Genomic DNA, 21865 nt, shown 5'->3' on the forward strand with positions numbered 1-21865 from the left:
AAGAAAAATAATTCTGGTTGTTAAAGCCGTTGTACCTTTGGTCGCGGCTTTTTTCGTGTCTGGGATAAAAAACGGTAGGAATAAATATGTTATCAGGCTTAAATCACATCACAATAGCAGTATCTAACTTAAACACCTCACTTGATTTTTACTGCGGCTTGCTAGGGTTCGAGCTTTGGGTAACTTGGGACAAAGGGGCATATTTAACGCTTGGTGAGATATGGCTTTGCTTATCTTTAGGTGAGGTATCTCCAAGCTCAGATTACAGCCATATAGCGTTTAGTGTTGCTGCCGAAGACTTTACAACTTTTTCTAAAACAATATTGGAAAACGGGATTGGCTTATGGCAGCAAAATAGCAGCGAAGGAGACTCGCTCTATATTTATGACCCCGATCATCACAAACTCGAGATCCATAGTGGTAGTTTGCAAAGTCGGTTAAAAAGTTTGCAGCAGCAACCGTATTCAGGCCTCACTTGGTACAAAGCGGTGTGATTCTATTTTCTAGAATGCTTGTATCTTTAATTGCGCATTTTACTTCTGGTTACTGAGCTCCATAATAAAACAAAACATGATGGAGCAAAGTAATGGCAATTCAACTAAATGGCAAAGCACATGACATCGGTGGTCTTTCAGTAAACCGCGTACTTCCGCAGCGTGCGAAACGTATGGTAGGTCCTTTTATCTTTTTTGATCAAATGGGCCCCGGTAACTTCAGTGCTGGTGATGGGATCGATGTAAGGCCACATCCACATATTGGGCTTGCAACTCTGACTTATTTGTTTGAAGGTAACTTGCTCCATCGTGACTCTCTTGGTAATCAACTTGAGATCCACCCAGGGGATGTAAATTGGATGGTGGCAGGGAGCGGCATTGTACACTCGGAGAGAGAATCGTTTGAAACCAAAGGGCAATCACATACTATTCATGGTTTGCAATGCTGGGTGGCGCTACCGGAAGAAAATGCTGACGTTGAACCCAGTTTCTCACATATAAACCGTTTTGACTTGCCGACTAGGCAACTAGAAGGGGTGATGGCTAGGGTCATTATCGGCAGTGCGTATGGCTTGCATTCTCCTGTACCAACATTTTCACCTATGTTTTATGTTGATGTGATGGCAAAAGCTGGCGGACATATTGAAAGGCCTGATCAGACACAAGAGGTTGGCGTATATGTGATTTACGGCGAAGTGGTGGTGTCGAATAACTTATATAGTGCAGGCTCATTTGTATTACTTGAAGACGACGACGCGCAATTACATTTCAATGAGAATAGCAGAGTGGTATTGCTTGGTGGAGAGGCGTTTAAAAAAGTCCCTTATATTGATTGGAACTTTGTTTCTTTTAGTAAACCCCGTATTGAACAAGCGAAGCAAGATTGGCGAGAGGGCAAGTTCGATAAGATCCCCGGTGATAAATTGGAGCATATTCCTTTGCCTTAGGGTGATAAAAGTACACCCAAATAGAACATGCTCTCTTTTATCTATTAATAGTCGTAACTAATATGCTGGAAGAAGCGTACGTTGATGTCTTGCTTTTCAACATTAACAGGAAGTTGCGCAACAAAGCGTTTGATAGCCGTTTCTACGTGATTCATAAAACGACCATAGCCCATGTCTTTTTTGTCTTTGTCATTGGCAACGATGACAAAGCGAATGGTGTCCACTAGGTTTGCTTCGTTAAACAGTGAGTAAATTTGATTGTCACCGGAGCCAGTATCAAAACTCAGCTTTTGTAGCTCTCGGTTAGTATCGGACTTATCGATTTTGGCGCTTCTGACGATAGGCAGACGGCCATCGGCTACCATTGCTACCATATTGAGCTGTTTATCGGCGCAAGAAGAAAGAAATGCATCTTCTATTGTGCGATAGAATTGTCCGTAATCACCAGGGCGCATTTGGCTTTGGAACTCTGTTTTTATTGCACGTGACACTGGAATGTTAAAGGTCGCATAAGTCATTTCGCTATATTCTTCTGGTAACGTGCAGTTTCTGGCTTGATAACGTGGGTAAAGTGCACGCAACTTATAGCCATACGACTCTTTGTCGCCTTTCGCTTTGGCAAATAGGTCATAGGTTAAATGTTGATGGTCTCGCACTCTAAACTGAGGCTCTAGCGGAGAAAAGCCTTCTTTAAGTGCATCAAGCACCTTTTTCACTTTGCTGTGAAAGGTCGCTGCATTGGCGCGTAATTCATTTCCCGTGGCTAAAAATAATAAGCGGATTTTACGCGCTTGGTATCCGTCATTGAGATAAGTTTGGTGCGCTTCGTGGAACTTAGGATTATAGAAAAACAAAATCTGCTTTTCTGTTTGCATGGTATAGGCTTCGTCATGGTAACGCACCACCGGCAATTTATCGTTCGCAATTACATGTACATTATGCAGCTCATATTCGTCACACAGTGCGAATAGCTGACGAGACAAACGCTCGTAACACGCGCTGCTGGAGTCAAAACATGCATAGAATGCATCATCCGGTTTAAACTCAGCAAGAATATAGTGATTGTTCCTAGCCTTAGTTGATATATAAACACGATTCAAATTCATTGAAGCCATTACTTTTGTCCTTTCCTCGGTAACGTGACTTAAGCAGTGTTTGTGGTATAAACACTGAGATGGCGCAACTATAGGATGAAGTTGTGACGGAAATATTGCGCTAGAACAAAATTTGTCACAAAAACCTGATGAATATTTAACCGAATGAATAAATCCTGATACAGCGCAGATAATTGCTGTAAGTTCGGCTGAGTTTTTGTAATAATGCCGAGGTTAACTAAGAGCATAATTCAGAGGAAAGATTTCCTATGGCGGAAACTGAAAATCGCCCATCAAACTTTATTCGCAACATTATTGATGCGGATCTTGCCAGTGGCAAACATGCGTCTACGCACACACGTTTTCCACCTGAGCCAAATGGCTTTTTACACATTGGCCATGCTAAATCAATTTGCTTAAATTTTGGTATTGCCCAAGATTATCAAGGTAAATGCAACTTACGCTTTGACGATACCAACCCAGAAAAAGAAGACATCAACTACGTTAAGTCGATCCAAGAAGACGTACAGTGGTTAGGTTTTGAATGGGATGGCGAAATTTGCTACTCATCAAACTACTTTGACAAGCTCTATAACTACGCAGTTGAGCTAATCGAAAATGGCAAAGCGTACGTTTGCTTCCTGTCGCCTGAGCAGGCGCGTGAATATCGTGGCACGCTGACTGAACCTGGCAAAAATAGCCCTTATCGTGACACTTCACCTGAAGAGAACTTAGCCTTATTCGAAAAAATGAGAAATGGCGAGTTCAAAGAAGGGGAATGTGTACTTCGCGCTAAGATTGACATGGCAAGCTCATTTATGGTGCTTCGCGACCCTATTATCTATCGTGTACGTTTTGCACACCATCATCAAACTGGTGATAAGTGGTGCATCTATCCGATGTATGACTTTACGCATTGTATTTCCGATGCGCTTGAAGGGATCACGCATTCACTTTGTACATTAGAGTTCCAAGATAACCGCCGTTTGTACGACTGGGTGCTAGATAACATCAGCATCGAGTGTCATCCACAGCAAATCGAGTTTTCTCGTTTAAATCTTGAATACACAGTGATGTCGAAGCGTAAGCTCAACGACTTAGTTGTTAATAACCATGTTGAAGGGTGGGATGACCCGCGCATGCCGACAATTGCAGGCCTTCGTCGTCGAGGTTATACACCAGCTGCAATTCGCGAATTTTGTAAGCGCATTGGTGTAACCAAAATGGACAACATGGTTGAAATGGGCATGCTTGAAGCGTGTATCCGTGACGACTTAAACGAAAATGCACCACGCGCAATGGCAGTACTTGACCCTGTTAAGCTAGTCATTGAAAACTTTGATGCAGATAAAGTTGAAATGCTGCAAGCGCCTAATCACCCAACATTAGACATGGGCGAGCGTGAGCTACCGTTTACGCGCGAAGTCTACATTGAACAAGAAGATTTCCGCGTAGAAGCGAACAAAAAATTCAAACGTTTGGTGCTAGGTAAAGAAGTGCGTCTTCGTAATGCTTATGTGATTAAAGCTGAGCGCATTGAAGAAGACGAAAACGGTAATATTACGACAATCTACTGTAGTTACGACCCTGATACTTTGGGTAAAAACCCAGAAGATGGTCGTAAGGTGAAAGGCGTAATTCACTGGGTATCGGCTTCACATTGTATTGAAGCGCCAGTACGTCAGTATGACCGCCTATTTACTGTGCCAAACCCAGCGGCTGCTGAAGATTTCACGGAAGTGTTAAACCCAGACTCTTTGGTAACTATTGCGAATGCCAAACTTGAGCCAGCGCTTGCAAACGCTAAGCCTGAGCAAGGTTATCAGTTTGAGCGTTTGGGTTACTTCTGTCGTGATAACAAGTCAGAAGTGCTAATGTTTAACCAAACTGTTGGTCTACGTGATTCGTGGGCTAAGATAGAACAGCAAGGTTAATACCCAATGAGGTCGACTAATGTCGACCTTTTTTATTGCTTTTTCTACGTACAATTATGTCTGAAAAATCCATCCAACACTTCTATATCAACGAACAGCAGTCCATCTACTTACTGTCTCATCATGATGCAAAAAAGCACCGTCAATGGCTGAATATCTGCAAAAAGCAATTGAGTCAACTTGGCTATAAACATGTTGAGGTAATTGGCTCAGGCGCGTTTGGCTTCGTATTTGCTGGTACAAGTGATATGGGGAAAGACTGGGTGTTTAAATTTTCTCGGATCACGCTTGCCCAAAGTGTGCGTGATAGGCTTGAAGATGAAGGCTATATGTTGTCGCAAATTGACAACCCGATGGTGCCAAACTTCTATGCCTTCGAGCGAGTAAAAAAGCAAGGCATTTTAATGATGGAGCGTGCCCCTGGTGAAGACTTAGAAAAGATCTCGCTCAAAAAGGGCCGTTTTAAAGCGCATGAGTTGGTAAGCCTCGCGCTGAAACTCAGAAATGTGTTGCTTGATTTGCGCGAGCGTCGCAATGGCATGTCTCCTCAGCCCATCGTTCATGGAGATATTAAGCCATCTAATATCGTTTGGGATGAAGCTTCCGATGGTTTCTCTTTGGTTGATTGGGGAAGCTCAGTCTATGCTCAGGTGGATGTGCATGGTGAGCCTATCGCGAGCAATATCATGGATTTGATGTCATCTGATGTAAGTACGACCAACGCTCGGATGGGAGATGTGTATTTTATTGGCGATGAGCAAATGTCGGGTGCACAATCTTCTCCTCGTTTTGATGAGCAAGGTGTTGCATCGACGATTTATGCACTGGCTAGTGCACAATCATGTCGTTTTGGTGCTCAGGTCATTCCTGCTAGCGCTTTGGGGCTGCCAAAAGTATTTGCGCAGGTGCTAGATGGCATGCTTAGCAAAGACAAAGCAACGAGGGACAGCGCAGGGGATTACTTTGTTCGTAATATGCCAGCAATGGCAAAAATGTATTTACCTGATTTAACACTGTCAGAGAAAAAATCCCGCATTCCTTTTTGGACCTACGAAACCACAGTTAAGCCTGAAACGGTCGTCTACAGCTCACGCAAGCAGTTTTTGCGTCGAGCTGACGATAAACACAATCTAAGAGACGTAAACGACGCGCAATTAGATAGATATTATAAAGAGTTTTTGTTTGATACCGGCGATACCGAGAAAGCCTTTTTGGCCTCAATCAGCAGACTGGCAAAATATCCGGTCGTTGGTGGTCTCAGTTTTCACTGGAAAGACGCGCAGGTATTTGTTGAGTCGAGTCTTATTTTACACGATGAAACATTGAGTCTTGCATTTAAAGACGCGTTGAACGCCACTGTAATGATTGCGCAGGGGATCAAACAAAAAGGTTTGTTTAAATGCTGTTTGTTCGACGCGCGGCAAACTATTCAATTGACTCGTGACGGCACCGGTGCATTCCAATTTGACCATCTGCCAGAACTAGAATTTAGCGTTAGCGATATTTCGAGTAATGAAATTACACGTCCGCATTCATACTTTGAAGACGGCAAAGATCCAGACGAGCAGCTGCAGCTGCCAAGACAGATAATTCAATGTGTGTTCGAGTTAAACCAAATCCATCATACAGGTTGCATCATTTTTGAATCGTTACAAGATAGGATGAAAATCCACTATTACTACCGGCTACTTGATGCTAATAAAGAAGCGCAATTTAAGGCGCTACTGACTCGGATCATGCAATACGCGGTGAGTATTCAAGATTATGGCGTAGCAGGGTTTATGAAGTTGCCCTATAAAAATACACGTGAGTTTGCTTTATGCGACCGTCAGCCTGACTTTTTCTTTCCCAAAAACCCCAAAACATTTGTTGTTAACACTTAGGTGCTACTTAGGTGTTAGTACCACTTCTGGCCAGTCATTAACTGCTAGTTCTTTACACTCATTATAGTGAAGCAGGAGTGGTAAACATGACAACACAATTTCAAATTAACGCGATTGACTACAAACAATTTAAGCATTTATTTTCTTTAAGCGATGAAGAACTAGCGGCATTACATGCCAAGAAGCTCGTCGTTGACGCTAAACCCGGCTATCCTTGTCGCGTTTCCCTACAAGAAGCTGAGATTGGGGAGGTGGTGTTGTTATTACATTATCAGCACCATACTACTTTATCGCCATATCGCTCTTCTGGGCCTATCTTTGTGAGGGAAAATGCAGTATTGGCAGACCCAAAAGTAAATGAAGTGCCAGAAATCTTGCAAACCAGATTACTGTCCATCAGGGCCTACGACAGCTTAGGTGTAATGATAGAGGCGCAAATCGTAAAAGGAATAGAAATTAAAGACTGCCTCCATACCTTATTTGACGACCATAAAATCGAATATGTGCATATTCACAATGCAAACCCCGGTTGCTTTAATTGCATAGCGTGCAGAGTATAGGAAAAAGAAGGTGGATCTGCCCAGGCTAAAACCAATCTGTTGAGTCTTTCAGAGTTGATGGTGTCAAGTTGAGGCGCTTGTCGATTTATGAAATAGTGACTATACCAATTTAAATGGCGATAACTTAGCTGACGAAGGAAAGTGATGAGCAATCAACTCGCCTGCGATAGCAATGCTATTCGTAAGTCTATAGAAGTGCTGTACAAGCAAGAAAGCCGGAAAATTTACGCTACACTGATCCGCCTTCTAGGTGACTTTGAGTTAGCGGAAGAAGCATTGCAAGACGCGTTTAATGTGGCGTTAAAACACTGGCCTACTCAAGGTATGCCAGAAAACCCAGTCCCTTGGTTAATTTCTACTGGTCGCTTTAAAGCCATTGATGCAATACGTAAACAGCAACGTCAAAGAGAAAAGCTAGAAGTTGCTGCTACTGAAATGGATGAGATTTCTGACATCGCAGGCCACGCTCAAGAGCAAAACGCCAATGCAATTGAAGACGACCAATTGCGATTAATTTTTACTTGCTGCCATCCGGCTATTGATCCAAAAGTACAAGTTGCGCTTACTCTGCGGGAGGTCTGTGGACTGACAACAGAAGAAATTGCCAGTGCATTTTTGGTGTCTAACACAACAATGGCACAACGAATTGTGCGCGGCAAAGCGAAGATCCGTGATGCCCGTATTCCATTCGAGCTGCCGGACGACACTGACTTTAACAACCGACTTGATGCGGTGCTCACGGTTATCTATCTGGTCTTTAATGAAGGGTATTCAGCAACACAAGGCGAACTTGCAATACGCAGTGAACTGACTTCGGAGGCTATCCGCTTAACTCGTTTACTTTATTCTCTGACGCCAGATCCAGAAGTGGCGGGGTTACTCGCCTTGATGCTCTTGAATGATGCAAGAAGGGCGGCGCGCACCAATGCCTGCGGTGACATTATTTTACTGGAAGATCAAGACCGAAGCCTTTGGAGTAAAGGTATGATTGCCGAAGGTACGCAGTTGGTCGCTGAAATAATGCACGCCGGTGAATATGGCTTTTACACCATTCAGGCGGCTATCTCTGCGACCCATGCAGTTGCGGCAACTGCAGCAGCGACAGATTGGTCACAGATTGTCGAGTTATATACTCAGCTACACCAAGTGAGCCCATCTCCTGTTATTGAGCTCAACCAAGCGGTCGCAATCGCTATGAAAGAGGGGCCAGATGCGGGTATTACCATTATAGAGCGGCTACTAGAGCACAAAGAAATGCAAAGGTATCACTTGGCTCATGCGGCTTATGGCGAACTATTATCTCGTGCTGGCAGAACCGCAAGTGCGATTAATGCATTTAAAACGGCTCTTAATTTAACTACGCAATTACCAGAGCAAAGGGTTCTCAAACAAAAGCTTCTCAAGCTCGGTGAAAATTAATTAAGAAAATTTTCCTTACTTTGTCGATCTCTAGAGAATGCATTCGACTAGAGTGTATAGAGCACTTTATTTATCAAAACCGCAGGTGATCTTTGGTTATTCAGCTCTATTTACGAAAGACAACAGGAGAATTGACGATGAAAGTAATGGTGATTGTAAAAGCAAGTGAAGGGTCTGAAGCAGGGGAGTTACCAACCGCGGAATTAATGGCTGCGATGGGGGAATTCAATAATGCATTAGTTGATGCTGGAATTATGACTTCTGGTGATGGTTTAAAGCCGAGTAAAGAGGGAGTTCGCGTTCGTTTTAAAGGCGAAGAGCGGATTGTAACTAAAGGGCCTTTTGCAGAGACTAATGAGTTAATTGCGGGTTATTGGGTTTGGGAAGTAACATCGATGGAAGAGGCGCTAGAATGGGTTAAGCGCTGCCCTAATCCCATGAATGAGGAATCAGATATTGAAGTTCGACCGTTTTATGAAATGGCTGACTTTGCAGATATTGATCCCTGCGGCGAAATCCTCGCAGACGAAGAACAATTAAGACAAAAGATTGCGATGCAAACTGCACATGTTTGCAATTATTTGTTTTTTGCAGGGCGTACCGAAGAGGCACTTGAATACTATCAACAGCATCTATATGCCAAAGTCGGTCTACTTATGCGCTTTAACGAAAGTCCAGATCCTATCCCAGATGGTGCGATACCAGAAAACTTTTCAGATAAAGTAATGCACTGTGAGTTTAGTATTGGCGATATGAAGATTTTTGCATCTGACGGCTGTGGTGATGATGCTTCGTTTGCAGGATTTAGCCTGTCTATAACAATTGATTCTGAACAAGAAGCTCACCGTGCATTCAATGCTCTAGCCGATGGTGGCACGGTCAGAATGCCATTACAAGAAACATTTTGGTCCCCCCTTTATGGTCAAGTCGTTGATAAATTCGGTGTGGCGTGGATGGTGATGCTACCTAGTAACGCCGCTAATTGACCACGAGTACGGAGTAGCTAAGTCAAAGCGAGCAGCAAAAGATGCTCGCTATTCAGATACCAATTAATAAGGAGCTGGACACACTATGAAATATGTCGCTTTGGTTTATTACGATGAACAAGCAATGGAAAAGCTCTCACAAGATGAATGGGACGCACTTAACCGTGAATGCATCGCGTGCGGGGAATCATTAAAAGACCGCGAGCAGATGATAGGGGGTAACGCGTTGCTCTCAACTCAAAGTGCGACAACATTGCGGGTACGAGCGGGTAAAGTTGATATTACCGATGGTCCTTTTGCAGAGACTAAAGAGCAGCTTGCGGGCTTCTATTTACTTGATGTTAAAGACTTAAATGAGGCTATCCAAGCGGCTAGCAAAATTCCGCCTGCACGCTATGGCAGCATCGAAATTCGGCCAGTTCGCGAGTTGCAAGACGAGAACAATGTCAGCTATGAAGCACAAAGACGTGAATAAGAGAGGGGTCAAAGATGAGTTATATTGATGGTTTTGTATGCGCTGAACCCACCAATAAGCGCGAAGAATATCGGGCGCACGCCAGTAAAGCGGCAAAAGTGTTTAAAAAGTTTGGAGCAGAACGCGTTGTCGAGGCATGGGGGGATGATGTTCCTGATGGAACGCTTACCTCTTTTCCACTGGCTGTAAAATGTAAGCCTGATGAAACTGTGGTGTTTTCCTGGATCACTTGGCCTTCAAAAGAAGTCCGTGATGCTGGAATGGCAGAAGTATTTAAAGATCCTATTTGCGATCAAGAAGCTAATCCAATGCCGTTTGATGGCAAAAGGCTTATCTATGGTGGCTTTAAGACAATAGTAGAGTATTAACCTTAGTTATTAAATTGGGCTGAGTTATCAGTCCAATTGACATGGAGATGATATATGTCGAACTTTACCATTACCACGTTTGATTGGGTGCCTGAGCCGCCAAGAGGTTATGTCCGGGATATTCGCTTGCGCTGGGCGCTAGAAGAGGCGGGAATACCCTATGATATAGAGCTTACCGCTTTCAATGAACGAGAAAATACGCATTATTTACATCAACCATTTGGCCAAGTTCCTTGGCTTAGCCATGAAGATAAGGAGATATTCGAAAGTGGTGCTGGTCTGTTATACATCGCTGAGCATAGCGATGAATTAATATCGACAGAAAATAGCTCATCGGTAATACAGTGGCTATTCGCCGCGCTCAACTCTGTAGAAATGGCGAGTCTTCCATGGACAATTTTGAAATTTTCTGGAGATACTTTTGAGAATCATGGTAGCAAAGCGATAGAGCAATTTTTACATAGCCGCTTGAAACACATGAATGAATATCTTAGGGAGAGAAACTGGTTGGCTGAGCAATTTTCTGTTGCAGACATTGCGATGGCTGATGTACTTCGTTTGGTCGATAGGTTTGATGGGCTAAAACAATATAGTTATTGCCGAAAGTATCTAGAGCAATGCGTTTCTAGAGCTGCTTTTAAAAAAGCATACGAAGATCAGCTGGAATTGTACTCTACAGTGAGGTAACCAAATAAATGGAAGAAGGTGTTTATGCAACAAATTAAAACAACATTACTATTTGTAGGCCAACATGCGGGTAATGCGAAGTCAGCTGTAGAATCTTACATCGAGCTATTTCCGAGGTCCGAAATTTTGGATATCGAACTTTATGGAGCCGACGACAATGAGCCTGAAGGTGCTGTGAAACTTTTAAAATTTGCGTTAAAGGATGTTGAGTTTTTGGCGATGGACAGTTATCTCCACCATAAATTTGGATTTACTCCTGCGATGTCAATTTATGTTGACTGTGAATCACAGCAAGAAATCGAAAAAGCTTACAGTACGCTAGCTGAAGGTGGAAAAGTGCTGATGCCACTTGGCAGCTATGGGTTTAGCCAAACTTTTGCTTGGTTAAATGACAGGTTTGGTGTGTCTTGGCAGCTAAATTTAGCGAACTAAAAAGCCAGCAATTTGCTGGCTTAATGCTTAAATTGGCGAAGTGGTAGGTTAGTTACCATTTTCCTCAGCGTATTTTTTGCACGCTTCTTTATCTTCACACTCACCGTATAGATATAGTGAGTGATTAGTCAGTTTGATGCCATTGCTGTTCGCGATTTCTTCTTGGCGTGTTTCAATAACGTCATCTTCAAACTCGACAACTTTGCCACATTTTAAACATACCAAGTGATCATGGTGCGTGCTGCCAGACAGCTCGAAAACAGATTTACCGCCTTCAAAGTGGTGACGTGTTACAATACCAGCATCATCAAATTGGTTTAGTACGCGATATACCGTAGCTAGACCAATTTCTTCACCTTTGTCTAATAAGATCTTGTACACATCTTCTGCGCTGATGTGTTGATTATCAGGAGACTGAAGGATCTCTAAAATTTTGATGCGTGGAAGCGTTACTTTTAAACCAGCCTTTTTAAGCTCTAAGTTGTGATCAGTCATTAAATCTGTCTCAATCTGTTAGTTATAATTTGTCTTAGGTCAATATTCACGACGCTATACCTAAGAATAACTTGCTCGGGCAGCAAGTGCAAAGCAAATGGAATTAATCTTCCAGCTCGCTTAAGCACATTTCATCATATACTTGTGCGCACCATTGTTTAACACGTTGTTCTGTTAACTCTGGCTGACGGTCTTCATCAATACCAAGGCCAACAAATTTACCATCTTCGACGACAGCTTTTGACGCTTCAAAGTCATAACCATCGGTAGACCAATGGCCAACAACAATAGCGCCGCGCTCAGTGACGATATCGTTGATCATGCCCATCGCATCGAGGAAGTATTCAGCATAATCTTCCTGATCGCCACAACCGAAGATAGCAACTAGCTTGCCTTCGAAATCGACTTCTTCAAGTTCAGGGAAAAAATCATCCCAGTCACATTGCGCTTCACCGTAGTACCATGTTGGAATACCGAACAATAGTAAATCAAATTCTGCAATCTCTTCTTTACTGCTTTTAGCAATGTCTTTTACGTCAACGAGCTTTTTACCTAGCTCTTTTTGAATCATTTTAGCAACGTGTTCTGTATTACCAGTATCACTGCCGAAAAAAATACCTACGCTTGCCATTAATTGCTTACCTTCTATCTATTAACCGCTAACTTCTCTTGTAAGATGGTCTCTATGAGTGCACTTCGACTAATGTTTTGCGACTCTGCCATATCACTTAGCGCTTGATACAACTCTGATGAAACCTTAAATTCTACCCTTTTTAGGCCACGAGCACGATCTCTCTTGATTTGATTGCGCTTGTTAACCTTTAACTGCACTTCTCGTGGCAGTGGATTCGTCTTAGGACGTCCGGGACGTTTTTCATTTTCAAATAGGTCGATAGTCGTTCTATCTGTTTCAGCCTTGGCCATTATCCAACACCTGCGCCTTGCCAAAACACTTGGATCAAGCCTTTTGCTATAAATCCAGAGCAACCAAGAAACAACACCAGCCAAACGATATAGCGTCCGAACTTTGGCACGTCACCTTTTTTCAGTACGTCCTGAATCGCCATACCGATGAAAAAGAATATACCAGCTAGCGCAAACCACAGCCCTAGCGTTTCAAATTCATTTATAAATTGACTGACCATCTGAGCTCTACTCAATACTTAAACGGCGGCTACTATATCATAACCTAAATGCATAAATTAAGTTTATAACGGTAAATTCGATTCGTTTTATTGAAGAAAATCAATAATTGAGCGATTTACCGCTTCAGGCTTTTCAGCATGTAGCCAATGGCCCGCACCTTGAATTATTTTTGCTCGCGCATTTGGGAAAGAACGAGCGATGGCATCCCTATGCTCAGGCAGGATGTAGTCAGAATTATTCCCTTTAATGAACAAAGTATCGCACAAACAGGAATGCGTTTCATTAATATTTGATGTGATTGTATCGTATTTTTCAGTAATTACGTCTAAATTGAAACGCCAAGCAAGCTTGCCTTCTTCATTTTTTGCTAAACTTTTGAGCAAAAACTGACGCACACCGACGGTTTCAATATACTGCGACATGATGGTATCTGCTTCACTACGACTTGATACATCACTTTTTTGCACTTCGTTTAGCGCAGCAATTATTGCATCATGTCTTGAGTGATAATCAACAGGTGCAATATCTAATACGACAAGTTTGTTGATACTTTCTGGGAATAACTGGGCGAATTGCATTGCCACTTTACCACCCATCGAGTGACCAACGAGGTGTATTTTTTCCAGTTTTAACTCATCCATTAGTGCTTTGACGTCATTTGCCATTATTGGATAGGACATTTGCTCATCATGAAAAGAGCGACCGTGATTTCTTAAATCGACGTTAATCACATTGAAATGTTCAGCAAGTGCTTTTGCCACCACATTTACATTTTCCAAAGAACCAAATAGTCCGTGCATAACAAATACACTAGGTTTGGCTTGGTCGCCAATTTGTTGATAGTTTAACTGCATAAATCCTCCAAATTTGGCGCTAATTGTGACATTGAAGAGTAAAAATGCAAAGCCATAGAGTAATAAGTTAAATTTGGATATACTAAGTGACAATTGAAATGAGTTGCTCCTAATTAGCATAGATGACAGGAAACGCATGAAAAAGATAGAAATAGATGACGAGCTATATCAATACATTGCAAGTAACACACAAAGTATTGGAGAAAGTGCTTCTGAGATTTTACGTCGTTTATTAAAACTCACTCCTGGGACAGAATCTAAACCCGTCGCACAGCAGGAAGAAAAACAAGTACAAGAAATTGCAGCTGAGTCACAAACAAAAACACCAAGCCAACCTGTAAAGCCAGCAGCGAATGTCTTTAATATTCTAAATAAAGAAGAGCTCGCCATGCAAAAAGGGGTAGTCGGGCGCTTTTTGTTTATCCTATCGGCGCTCCATCGTACACATAAATCCGAATTTAATAGTGTGCTTGAAATTAAGGGCCGCGATAGAATTTACTTCGCTACGAGTAAAAATGCTCTACTCGAAAGTGGTAGCAGTATGAACCCGAAAAATATTGCAGACAGTGAATATTGGGTGATGACAAATTCAAATACGACTAGAAAGAAAATGATGCTTCATGAAGTAGCTAAGGTGTTAGGTTACACAGATGAAGCTGCCGAGAAAATTAGAGACTACCTATAAGTAAGGAAATCTTATGGCGATCCATCCGCAAGCTGGCAAAAAGGTATCGAAAGAATTATTGGTAAATGTACCTAAGCTGGTTTCATCGTACTATTTAAATGAGCCTGATTTAGAAGCGCATCCGGAGCATTGTGTCGCCTTTGGCACAAGTGGCCACCGAGGTTGCTCACTTAATTTTAAGTTTAATGAGTCGCATATTCTGGCCATCACTCAAGCGATTTGCGATTACCGTAAAAACAACAATATTTACGGTCCGCTTTTTCTTGGTAAAGACACCCATGCGTTGTCGGAAGCCGCTTTTAACTCGGCTATTGAGGTCTTGGTTGCCAATGAAGTGCAAGTCATCACACAAGAAAATGATGACTACACACCAACTCCTGTGATCAGCCACGCGATTGTCTCGCACAATTTAACCAATCCACACGAGCTTGCAGATGGTATTGTAGTTACGCCATCACATAACCCGCCAGAAGATGGCGGATTCAAATATAACCCACCAAATGGTGGACCGGCCGATACCGATGTCACCAAATGGATTGAAGATAGAGCGAATCAGCTACTACTCGAAGATTTGGTTGAAGTTGAGTTATTCCCGTTTGCGAAAGCGAGAAGATCTGGATTTATCAAGTATGAAGATCTGATCACACCATACGTTCAAGACTTGGGTAATATCATTGATATGGAAGCCATTGCTCGAGCCGGTGTTAATATTGGTGTGGATCCTCTTGGTGGTTCAGGTGTTAATTTCTGGCCTGTGATTGCCAAACACTATGATTTGAAGCTAACGGTTGTAAATGACGTTGTAGACCCAAGTTTTGCCTTCATGCCACTTGATAAAGACGGCAAGGTGCGCATGGACTGTTCATCACCTTATGCAATGGCTAATTTGATAGCGTTAAAAGACGACTATGATATCGCTATAGGTAATGATCCGGACTTCGACAGACACGGTATTGTCACGCCAGATGGCCTGATGAACCCAAACCACTTTTTAGCAGTGGCAATTGATTATCTGATCAAGCATAGAGCTTGGAATAGCTCGATAAAAATTGGTAAAACACTGGTATCTAGTGCCATGATTGACAAAGTGTGTGGTGCAAATGGCCGAGACGTTTACGAAGTGCCAGTGGGCTTTAAATGGTTTGTAGACGGGTTAGCGGCAGGAGAGCTCGCATTTGGCGGTGAAGAGAGTGCTGGCGCTGCGTTTTTAAGAAAAGACGGCAGCACATGGTGTACAGACAAAGACGGTTTTATCATGGGGTTACTTGCCGCTGAGATCCTAGCTGTTACAGGTAAATCGCCATCTCAACATTACCACGCTTTTGAACAAGCATTTGGCGCGCCTGTATACAAACGTATCGATGCACCCGCAAATACTGAGCAAAAAGCAAAGCTCAAGGCATTAAGTGCAGACAATATCAAGGCTGACACCCTAGCAGGTGATAAAATTACTCAGATATTAACCAATGCCCCAGGTAATGGTGCTGCTATCGGTGGTCTTAAAGTCGTTACCGAAAACGGTTGGTTTGCGGCGCGTCCATCGGGCACTGAAGATATCTACAAAATTTATCTTGAATCATTTAAAGGTGAAGCGCATTTAGCTGAACTTGAACATGAGGCAAAGACATTGGTTGACTCAGTGATTAGTTAACAAAAAGCTTCTACAAGCCATACTCCTCGTATGGCTTTTTTGTATCCCAATGCGGATTATTCAACAACATCAATTTGGAATTATGACGTACTTAGCAGAATTAAAACAAAGCGGTGACTTTCTTACTATCACAAGAAATAATGAATTTACACTTGAACCCGTGAACTTCACTTTAGACAACGGTACCTTGGTGGAAGTCCATGATACTGGTGTGATCCAGTTTACGCCCGTTGGTGAAACAACGAAAGATATTGTGCTATCGAGCGCTGTGCACGGCAATGAAACCGCGCCAATTGAGATATGTGACGAGCTTATCCAACATATTATTACTGGCAAGCTGGTGTTGGCGCAGCGGGTGTTATTTATTTTTGGTAACCCGAAATCCATTAACATTGGCCAGCGTTTTGTCGATGAAAACCTAAACCGCCTATTTAACGGCGCACATAATCAAGAAACAGATAACCCCGAAAAGGTCCGAGCACAAAAACTAGAGGGTTACGTTAGGAACTTTTTTGAACAGGGTGGTAACGAGCGCTATCGTTGTCACTATGACCTTCATACTGCTATTCGAGGGTCTAAAAACGAAAAGTTTGCAGTTTATCCGTTTTTACATGGTAAGCCGTGGAAGAAATCACAGCTGCAGTTTTTATTGTCATGCGGTGTCAATACCGTATTAATGATGCGCTCGGCGGCGACAACATTTAGTTACTTTTCTTCTTACCAGTTTGGGGCCGATGCTTTCACTATCGAACTTGGGCAGGTGAAGCCATTTGGTGAGAATAACATGGCGAGCTTTGCAAAAACCAAGGAAACGCTAAAAGCATTAATTAGCCAAGAAAAAGTGGAATATAAAGAATTTAATGCAGATGAGTTCGAGCTATTTACCGTTCATCGTACTATCAATCGTACTCAAGCCGAATTTTCTTTTCCATTCGCTGATTCTGCAGAGAATTTTACCGGGTTTGCGAAAGGTGAATTACTAGCGACGGACGGAGATAAGCAGTATTTCGCTGAGGTTGAGGGCGAAGCTATTATCTTCCCAAATGCCAATGTGGCTTTGGGGCAACGTGCATTACTAACCGTTGTACCGTTAGAGGTTGATGAAAACTTCATATAAATCATAGATGTAAAATTCTACTTGCCTTCGTATCAAAATCTTTCCAAAAACATTGATGCATTTTCACGGTTATTCATCTAGGATTAGTTGAATAACCGTTTACGTTAACGTAAAGTTGAAACGCTTTAATTTAATTTACTTACTTAAATCGCAAATATTATTCAGTCTTTGATAAGTTGTTAGACCAGTTATTCATACTAACCACAAATGTGATCAAGACCAATTAACACAATCATAAATGCGAGGTGAGTTAAGACTCTTTTCGTCTTGCGCTATCTGAAGCCAGATCTCGTATGAGGAAGTCGGGTTTGAACTCCGTAAGTTTGTTATGACAACAAGAGAAGGTAGGTTATGACTAACCCCAATAATATATCCTTAAATATCAGCCACGCGCTGGAATTTATAGATGGTCATGCACTCAATATCCCTACATTAAAGATTTTAAGTGACCAAGGCGATGTTCTAGACGGTGCAACAGCACCAGATATTGATAAAGAAACGGCATTAAGAATTTACTCTACAATGCGGTTTATTCGTTTACTTGACGAGCGTATGCAAGGTGCTCAGCGTCAAGGGCGTATTAGCTTCTATATGCAATGTCTTGGCGAAGAAGCTGCTGTTACGGCAAGTGCCGCAGCGCTTAAAGAAGATGACATGATCATGGCTCAGTACCGTGAGCAAGCCGCAATTCACTATCGTGGTTTTTCGCTTGAGCAGTTCATGAATCAGCTATTCTCGAATGAGAAGGACTTAGGCAAAGGCCGCCAAATGCCTGTGCACTATGGTTCTAAAGAATTACATTACTTGACTATTTCGTCACCGCTAGGAACGCAAATTCCTCAAGCAACGGGCTATGCATACGGCCAAAAGCTAAAACATATTGATAAAGAAACCGGCGAGCTAACGTCTGAAATCGATAATGTCACGATTTGCTATTTTGGCGAAGGTGCTGCGTCAGAAGGGGATTTCCACGCCGGTCTAAACATGGCCGCAGTGCATGGTTCACCGGTCATCTTTTATGCACGTAATAATGGTTATGCGATTTCAACACCTGCGGATGAACAGTTTAAAGGTGATGGTATTGCCGCTCGCGGTGTAGGCTATGGTATAAAAACTATCCGTGTGGATGGTGCCGATGCGCTTGCCGTTTACGCCGCGACACAAGCCGCGCGTAAAATCGCAGTTGAAAACGGTGAGCCTGTGATGATTGAATCTATTGCATACCGTTTGGGTGCACATTCAACTTCTGATGATCCGTCTGGTTACCGTACTAAAGACGAAGAAGCTGAATTTAAAAATAGTTGCCCGGTAAATCGATTTAAGCAATGGCTTTTAAAACAAGGTTGGCTGGATGAAGCCCAAGATGATGCGGAAAAAGAAAAAATCCGTGAAGATATCTTGGCTGCATTGAAGGTTGCAGAGAAAGTACAGAAGCCTGCATTAGAAGATCTGGTCTCAGATGTTTATGACACGCCAATTCCATCGCTGCAGAAGCAATATGATGAATTGAAAGCGCATATTAAAGCTTATCCAGACGCATACCCAGTCACCGCAGGGAGAATTAAATAATGGCTAAAATGAACATGCTACACGCCATTAATTCGGCGCTAGATATCACGATGGCGGAGCATCCGCAGGCTTGTATTTTTGGTGAAGATGTAGGCTACTTTGGTGGTGTATTCCGTGCAACTTCAGGCCTTCAAGAAAAATATGGTAAACACCGCGTATTTAATACACCACTGACTGAACAAGGTATTTTGGGTTTTGCCAATGGTCTTGCTGCGTTTGGTGCCCCTGCGCTTGCTGAAATTCAATTTGCGGATTATATCTTCCCAGCATTTGACCAAATCGTGAACGAGTCGGCCAAGTTCCGTTATCGCTCGGGAAATGAGTTTGATGTGGGTAACTTAACAATTCGTACGCCATACGGTGGCGGTATTGCAGGTGGTCTATATCATTCACAATCACCAGAAGCTTACTTTGCACATACACCTGGTCTTAAAATTGTAGTACCCCGCAATCCGTATCAAGCGAAAGGTCTACTGCGTGCTGCCATTAAAGACGATAACCCGGTTATTTTCTTTGAACCTAAGCGCTTATATCGTGCTTCTGTTGGTGAAGTGCCAGAAGAAGATTACAGCATCGAGCTTGGTAAAGCCGAAGTGATTAAAGAAGGTACCGACATAACGCTATTGGCTTGGGGCGCGCAGATGGAAATCATCGAACAAGCAGCGCAAAAAGCTGAAGAAGCAGGTATTAGCTGTGAAATAATCGACTTAAGAAGCATTCTTCCTTGGGATATGGACACGGTAGCCAAGTCAGTGGTTAAAACGGGTCGTTTGGTCGTGAGCCATGAAGCGCCAATCACGAATGGTTTTGGCGCTGAGATTGCAGCAACCATACAAAAAGAGTGTTTCCTGCATTTAGAATCTCCAATTGAGCGAGTTTGTGGATTAGACACGCCATATCCTTTAGCACTTGAAAAAGAATATGTGCCAGATGCACTTAAAGTGTTTGCCGCTATCAAACGTTCTATGGAATTTTAAGGATAAGTTATGGCTAAAGAATTTATCTTACCAGATATTGGTGAAGGCATCGTAGAGTGCGAAATCGTCGAGTGGTTGGTGGCTGTTGGTGACGAAGTAAAAGAAGATCAACCTATTTGTGATGTAATGACTGATAAGGCACTAGTTCAGATCCCTGCGGTACATGACGGTGTGATCACTAAGCTGCATTACGAAAAAGGTGAAATTGCGAAGGTGCATGAGCCTTTGTTTGCAATGGATGTTGCTGGCGAGCAAGCTGCTCAGCCGGAGCAATCGGCACCTCAGTCCTCGCCAACTACTTCAACCAGTACTGTACTTGAAGACTTTATCTTACCTGATATTGGCGAAGGCATTGTTGAGTGCGAAATTGTTGAATGGCTTGTCGCTGAAGGCGATGAAATTATAGAAGATCAGGCCGTTTGTGATGTAATGACTGACAAGGCGCTAGTGCAAATTCCAGCCAAGTACGATGGTATTGTTGAAAAACTCTATTATCAAAAAGGTGAGATAGCACAGGTGCATAGTCCGCTATTTCAAATGAAGTTGGCGTCATCTCACGCCGGAAAATCAGACGATCTAATCGCTGATGTCCACAAGCCTAAAGAAAGTAATGCACAAGCTGCTACTGCAAACGATGATGCTACGCGCAGTTTGCCGAAAAATGGTAAAGCAATTGCCTCTCCGGCAGTACGCCGCAAGGCGCGCGAAGTTGGTGTTGACCTCTCTGAAGTGCCTGGCTCTGGTAAAAATGGGCGCGTTTATAAAGAAGACATCGAACATTTCCTTGAGCACGGTGTAACTGACGCTTCAACCACGAATGAAGCTAGCACCACGGTACAGCCTCAAACGCAAAAGTCGGCTCCTACCTCAGAAGGTGGGAAAAGAGTTGAGCCTCTACGTGGTATGAAAGCGGCGATGGCCAAACAGATGGTGGCCTCTGTTTCGACGATCCCACATTTCACTTACTGTGACGAGATTGACTTAACCGATTTAATTGCACTTCGTGGTGCTTTGAAAGAGCAATATGCCAAACAAGGCGTGAAGCTGACGATGATGCCATTTTTTATCAAGGCGTTGTCACTCGCTATCAACGAATTCCCAATTTTGAATGCAAAAGTAAATGATGACTGTACGGAAATCACTTATTTTGGTGACCACAATATTGGTATGGCGGTGGACAGCAAGCTGGGTCTTCTTGTACCAAATATTAAATCATGCCAAAGCAAATCGATTGTAGAAGTTGCCCAATCTGTTACTGAACTGACAGAAGCCGCTAGGGAAGGGCGTGTGTCTCCTGATTCATTGAAAGGCGGTACTATCTCAATCTCAAACATAGGGGCGATTGGTGGCACGGTTGCTACACCGATTATTAATAAACCAGAAGTTGCTATCGTTGCACTTGGCAAAGTTCAGCAGTTACCACGCTTCGATGCACAAGGTAATGTGGTTGCACGCTCTATCATGCAGGTAAGTTGGTCTGGCGACCACCGTATTATTGATGGCGGCACGATTGCACGTTTCAATAATTTATGGAAAACCTTCCTAGAGGAACCGGCTAAAATGATGATGGCAATGCGCTAATCCTTGTTTTTGCTAGTTTCTACTTGTTGTAAAGGGCCTTTACGGCCCTTTTTTGATTGCCTCAAAAGCTAGGGAATCTATTTACGTGGTATTGGCCTGTAATTTTCAAACTTAGCCCCATTCAGACAAATCGTAAGTAAACTTATTCCTTCCTAAAAATTAGCGTCTTTACTAAATAACCCGAGCTGTGGATAGTTAATACCTTTCTAGCAGCCAATTTAACTCTAACAGCCAGCTATTGGGGCGTAAATTCACCTTGCCTACAGGATGTAGGTACCTTAGCGAGAGCAGGACACAGAAGCGGTGTTATCCCCAAAACTCTCTGGCTAGATAATTTAATGTGAGCTTAAAAACAATGGGGTAGCTATTTTCTTATCCAAACCTCTGGTTAAATACAGATTTTATCGGTGCATTTCAATTCATCTTAAGCCTAGCCGCAAGTTATGTGTCTTTGGAATCACTAACTAATTGGCTTTTTGTCTAAAAGATAACTATCGAATCCTTAGTGTTC

At 42.8% G+C, this 21865-nt stretch carries 23 protein-coding genes; 17 read left to right on the forward strand and 6 right to left on the reverse strand.

All coding sequences use genetic code 11. The features are described from left to right. Positions 1 to 86: 86 nt before the first annotated feature. Together fos and NO992_RS14605 are read left to right on the forward strand one after the other, a co-directional pair. The gene (gene fos / locus NO992_RS14600; protein ID WP_371378363.1) at positions 87 to 494 is read left to right on the forward strand and encodes a fosfomycin resistance glutathione transferase; all 408 of its coding nucleotides are present in this window, start codon (positions 87 to 89) and stop codon (positions 492 to 494) included. 92 nt (positions 495 to 586) lie between these two features. Continuing rightward, positions 587 to 1441 carry a pirin family protein gene (locus tag NO992_RS14605; RefSeq protein ID WP_305776176.1) on the forward strand — a complete coding sequence of 285 codons (855 nt, stop codon included), beginning with the start codon at positions 587 to 589 and terminating at the stop codon, positions 1439 to 1441. A gap of 44 nt (positions 1442 to 1485) precedes the next feature. Here NO992_RS14605 and NO992_RS14610 read toward each other — a convergent pair whose 3' ends face one another. Further along, complete coding sequence (locus tag NO992_RS14610; protein ID WP_371378366.1) at positions 1486 to 2556, reverse strand: DUF3083 family protein; 1071 nt, start codon at positions 2554 to 2556, stop codon at positions 1486 to 1488. 248 nt (positions 2557 to 2804) lie between these two features. On the opposite strand from NO992_RS14610, the gene glnS reads away from it, so the two are divergent. The 9 genes from glnS to NO992_RS14655 all read left to right on the forward strand — a co-directional run bounded on the left by glnS (position 2805) and on the right by NO992_RS14655 (position 11279). Next, on the forward strand, positions 2805 to 4469 hold the full coding sequence (glnS, locus tag NO992_RS14615; protein WP_371378369.1) for a glutamine--tRNA ligase: 1665 nt from the start codon (positions 2805 to 2807) through the stop codon (positions 4467 to 4469). A 56-nt stretch (positions 4470 to 4525) separates the two neighbouring features. Next, positions 4526 to 6352, forward strand: a complete 1827-nt coding sequence (locus tag NO992_RS14620) for a serine/threonine protein kinase (protein WP_371378372.1) — start codon at positions 4526 to 4528, stop codon at positions 6350 to 6352. Between the two features lie 86 nt (positions 6353 to 6438). Beyond that, the gene (locus tag NO992_RS14625) at positions 6439 to 6912 is read left to right on the forward strand and encodes a DUF1203 domain-containing protein (RefSeq protein ID WP_045963832.1); all 474 of its coding nucleotides are present in this window, start codon (positions 6439 to 6441) and stop codon (positions 6910 to 6912) included. Positions 6913 to 7056: 144 nt separating this feature from the next. Further along, positions 7057 to 8331: an RNA polymerase sigma factor gene (locus NO992_RS14630; protein ID WP_371378375.1), complete on the forward strand. Its 1275-nt coding sequence runs from the start codon at positions 7057 to 7059 to the stop codon at positions 8329 to 8331. A gap of 137 nt (positions 8332 to 8468) precedes the next feature. Continuing rightward, positions 8469 to 9317, forward strand: coding sequence for a YciI family protein (locus tag NO992_RS14635; protein ID WP_010372679.1), 849 nt, complete (start codon positions 8469 to 8471; stop codon positions 9315 to 9317). A gap of 85 nt (positions 9318 to 9402) precedes the next feature. Beyond that, positions 9403 to 9792: a YciI family protein gene (locus NO992_RS14640; protein ID WP_017217449.1), complete on the forward strand. Its 390-nt coding sequence runs from the start codon at positions 9403 to 9405 to the stop codon at positions 9790 to 9792. Between the two features lie 14 nt (positions 9793 to 9806). Beyond that, positions 9807 to 10160 carry a DUF1428 domain-containing protein gene (locus tag NO992_RS14645; RefSeq protein ID WP_371378378.1) on the forward strand — a complete coding sequence of 118 codons (354 nt, stop codon included), beginning with the start codon at positions 9807 to 9809 and terminating at the stop codon, positions 10158 to 10160. A gap of 54 nt (positions 10161 to 10214) precedes the next feature. Next, a complete protein-coding gene (locus NO992_RS14650; protein WP_371378381.1) occupies positions 10215 to 10847 on the forward strand; it encodes a glutathione S-transferase family protein in 633 nt (210 codons plus the stop codon). Positions 10848 to 10871: 24 nt separating this feature from the next. Then, entirely contained in the window at positions 10872 to 11279 is a 408-nt protein-coding gene (locus tag NO992_RS14655) for a VOC family protein (protein WP_017217446.1), read from the forward strand. 48 nt (positions 11280 to 11327) lie between these two features. Here the strand turns inward: NO992_RS14655 and fur are convergent, their stop codons facing one another. The 5 genes from fur to NO992_RS14680 all read right to left on the reverse strand — a co-directional run bounded on the left by fur (position 11328) and on the right by NO992_RS14680 (position 13774). Further along, positions 11328 to 11774, reverse strand: coding sequence for a ferric iron uptake transcriptional regulator (gene fur / locus NO992_RS14660; protein WP_010372691.1), 447 nt, complete (start codon positions 11772 to 11774; stop codon positions 11328 to 11330). 103 nt (positions 11775 to 11877) lie between these two features. After that, positions 11878 to 12405: a flavodoxin FldA gene (gene fldA, locus NO992_RS14665; protein ID WP_010372695.1), complete on the reverse strand. Its 528-nt coding sequence runs from the start codon at positions 12403 to 12405 to the stop codon at positions 11878 to 11880. Positions 12406 to 12419: 14 nt separating this feature from the next. After that, on the reverse strand, positions 12420 to 12698 hold the full coding sequence (ybfE, locus tag NO992_RS14670) for a LexA regulated protein (RefSeq protein ID WP_010372698.1): 279 nt from the start codon (positions 12696 to 12698) through the stop codon (positions 12420 to 12422). After that, a complete protein-coding gene (locus tag NO992_RS14675; RefSeq protein WP_010372701.1) occupies positions 12698 to 12919 on the reverse strand; it encodes a DUF2788 domain-containing protein in 222 nt (73 codons plus the stop codon). Before NO992_RS14675 ends, ybfE begins: the two co-directional genes overlap by 1 nt. A gap of 87 nt (positions 12920 to 13006) precedes the next feature. Further along, complete coding sequence (locus tag NO992_RS14680) at positions 13007 to 13774, reverse strand: alpha/beta fold hydrolase (protein ID WP_371378386.1); 768 nt, start codon at positions 13772 to 13774, stop codon at positions 13007 to 13009. Positions 13775 to 13910: 136 nt separating this feature from the next. Between NO992_RS14680 and seqA the strand changes: the two genes are divergently transcribed. The 6 genes from seqA (at position 13911) to NO992_RS14710 (ending at position 21354) form a co-directional block, all read left to right on the forward strand. Beyond that, entirely contained in the window at positions 13911 to 14459 is a 549-nt protein-coding gene (seqA, locus tag NO992_RS14685) for a replication initiation negative regulator SeqA (RefSeq protein ID WP_039495937.1), read from the forward strand. A 13-nt stretch (positions 14460 to 14472) separates the two neighbouring features. Then, entirely contained in the window at positions 14473 to 16110 is a 1638-nt protein-coding gene (gene pgm, locus NO992_RS14690) for a phosphoglucomutase (alpha-D-glucose-1,6-bisphosphate-dependent) (protein ID WP_045963816.1), read from the forward strand. An 82-nt stretch (positions 16111 to 16192) separates the two neighbouring features. Next, complete coding sequence (gene astE / locus NO992_RS14695) at positions 16193 to 17227, forward strand: succinylglutamate desuccinylase (RefSeq protein ID WP_371378390.1); 1035 nt, start codon at positions 16193 to 16195, stop codon at positions 17225 to 17227. A gap of 351 nt (positions 17228 to 17578) precedes the next feature. Beyond that, entirely contained in the window at positions 17579 to 18796 is a 1218-nt protein-coding gene (locus NO992_RS14700) for a thiamine pyrophosphate-dependent dehydrogenase E1 component subunit alpha (RefSeq protein ID WP_010372716.1), read from the forward strand. Then, on the forward strand, positions 18796 to 19773 hold the full coding sequence (locus NO992_RS14705) for an alpha-ketoacid dehydrogenase subunit beta (protein ID WP_010604720.1): 978 nt from the start codon (positions 18796 to 18798) through the stop codon (positions 19771 to 19773). Before NO992_RS14700 ends, NO992_RS14705 begins: the two co-directional genes overlap by 1 nt. 9 nt (positions 19774 to 19782) lie before the next feature. Then, entirely contained in the window at positions 19783 to 21354 is a 1572-nt protein-coding gene (locus tag NO992_RS14710) for a dihydrolipoyllysine-residue acetyltransferase (RefSeq protein ID WP_371378393.1), read from the forward strand. Positions 21355 to 21865 lie beyond the last annotated feature (511 nt).

This window comes from Pseudoalteromonas sp. DY56-GL79 (genome assembly GCF_041414765.1).
GTDB lineage: Bacteria > Pseudomonadota > Gammaproteobacteria > Enterobacterales > Alteromonadaceae > Pseudoalteromonas > Pseudoalteromonas piscicida.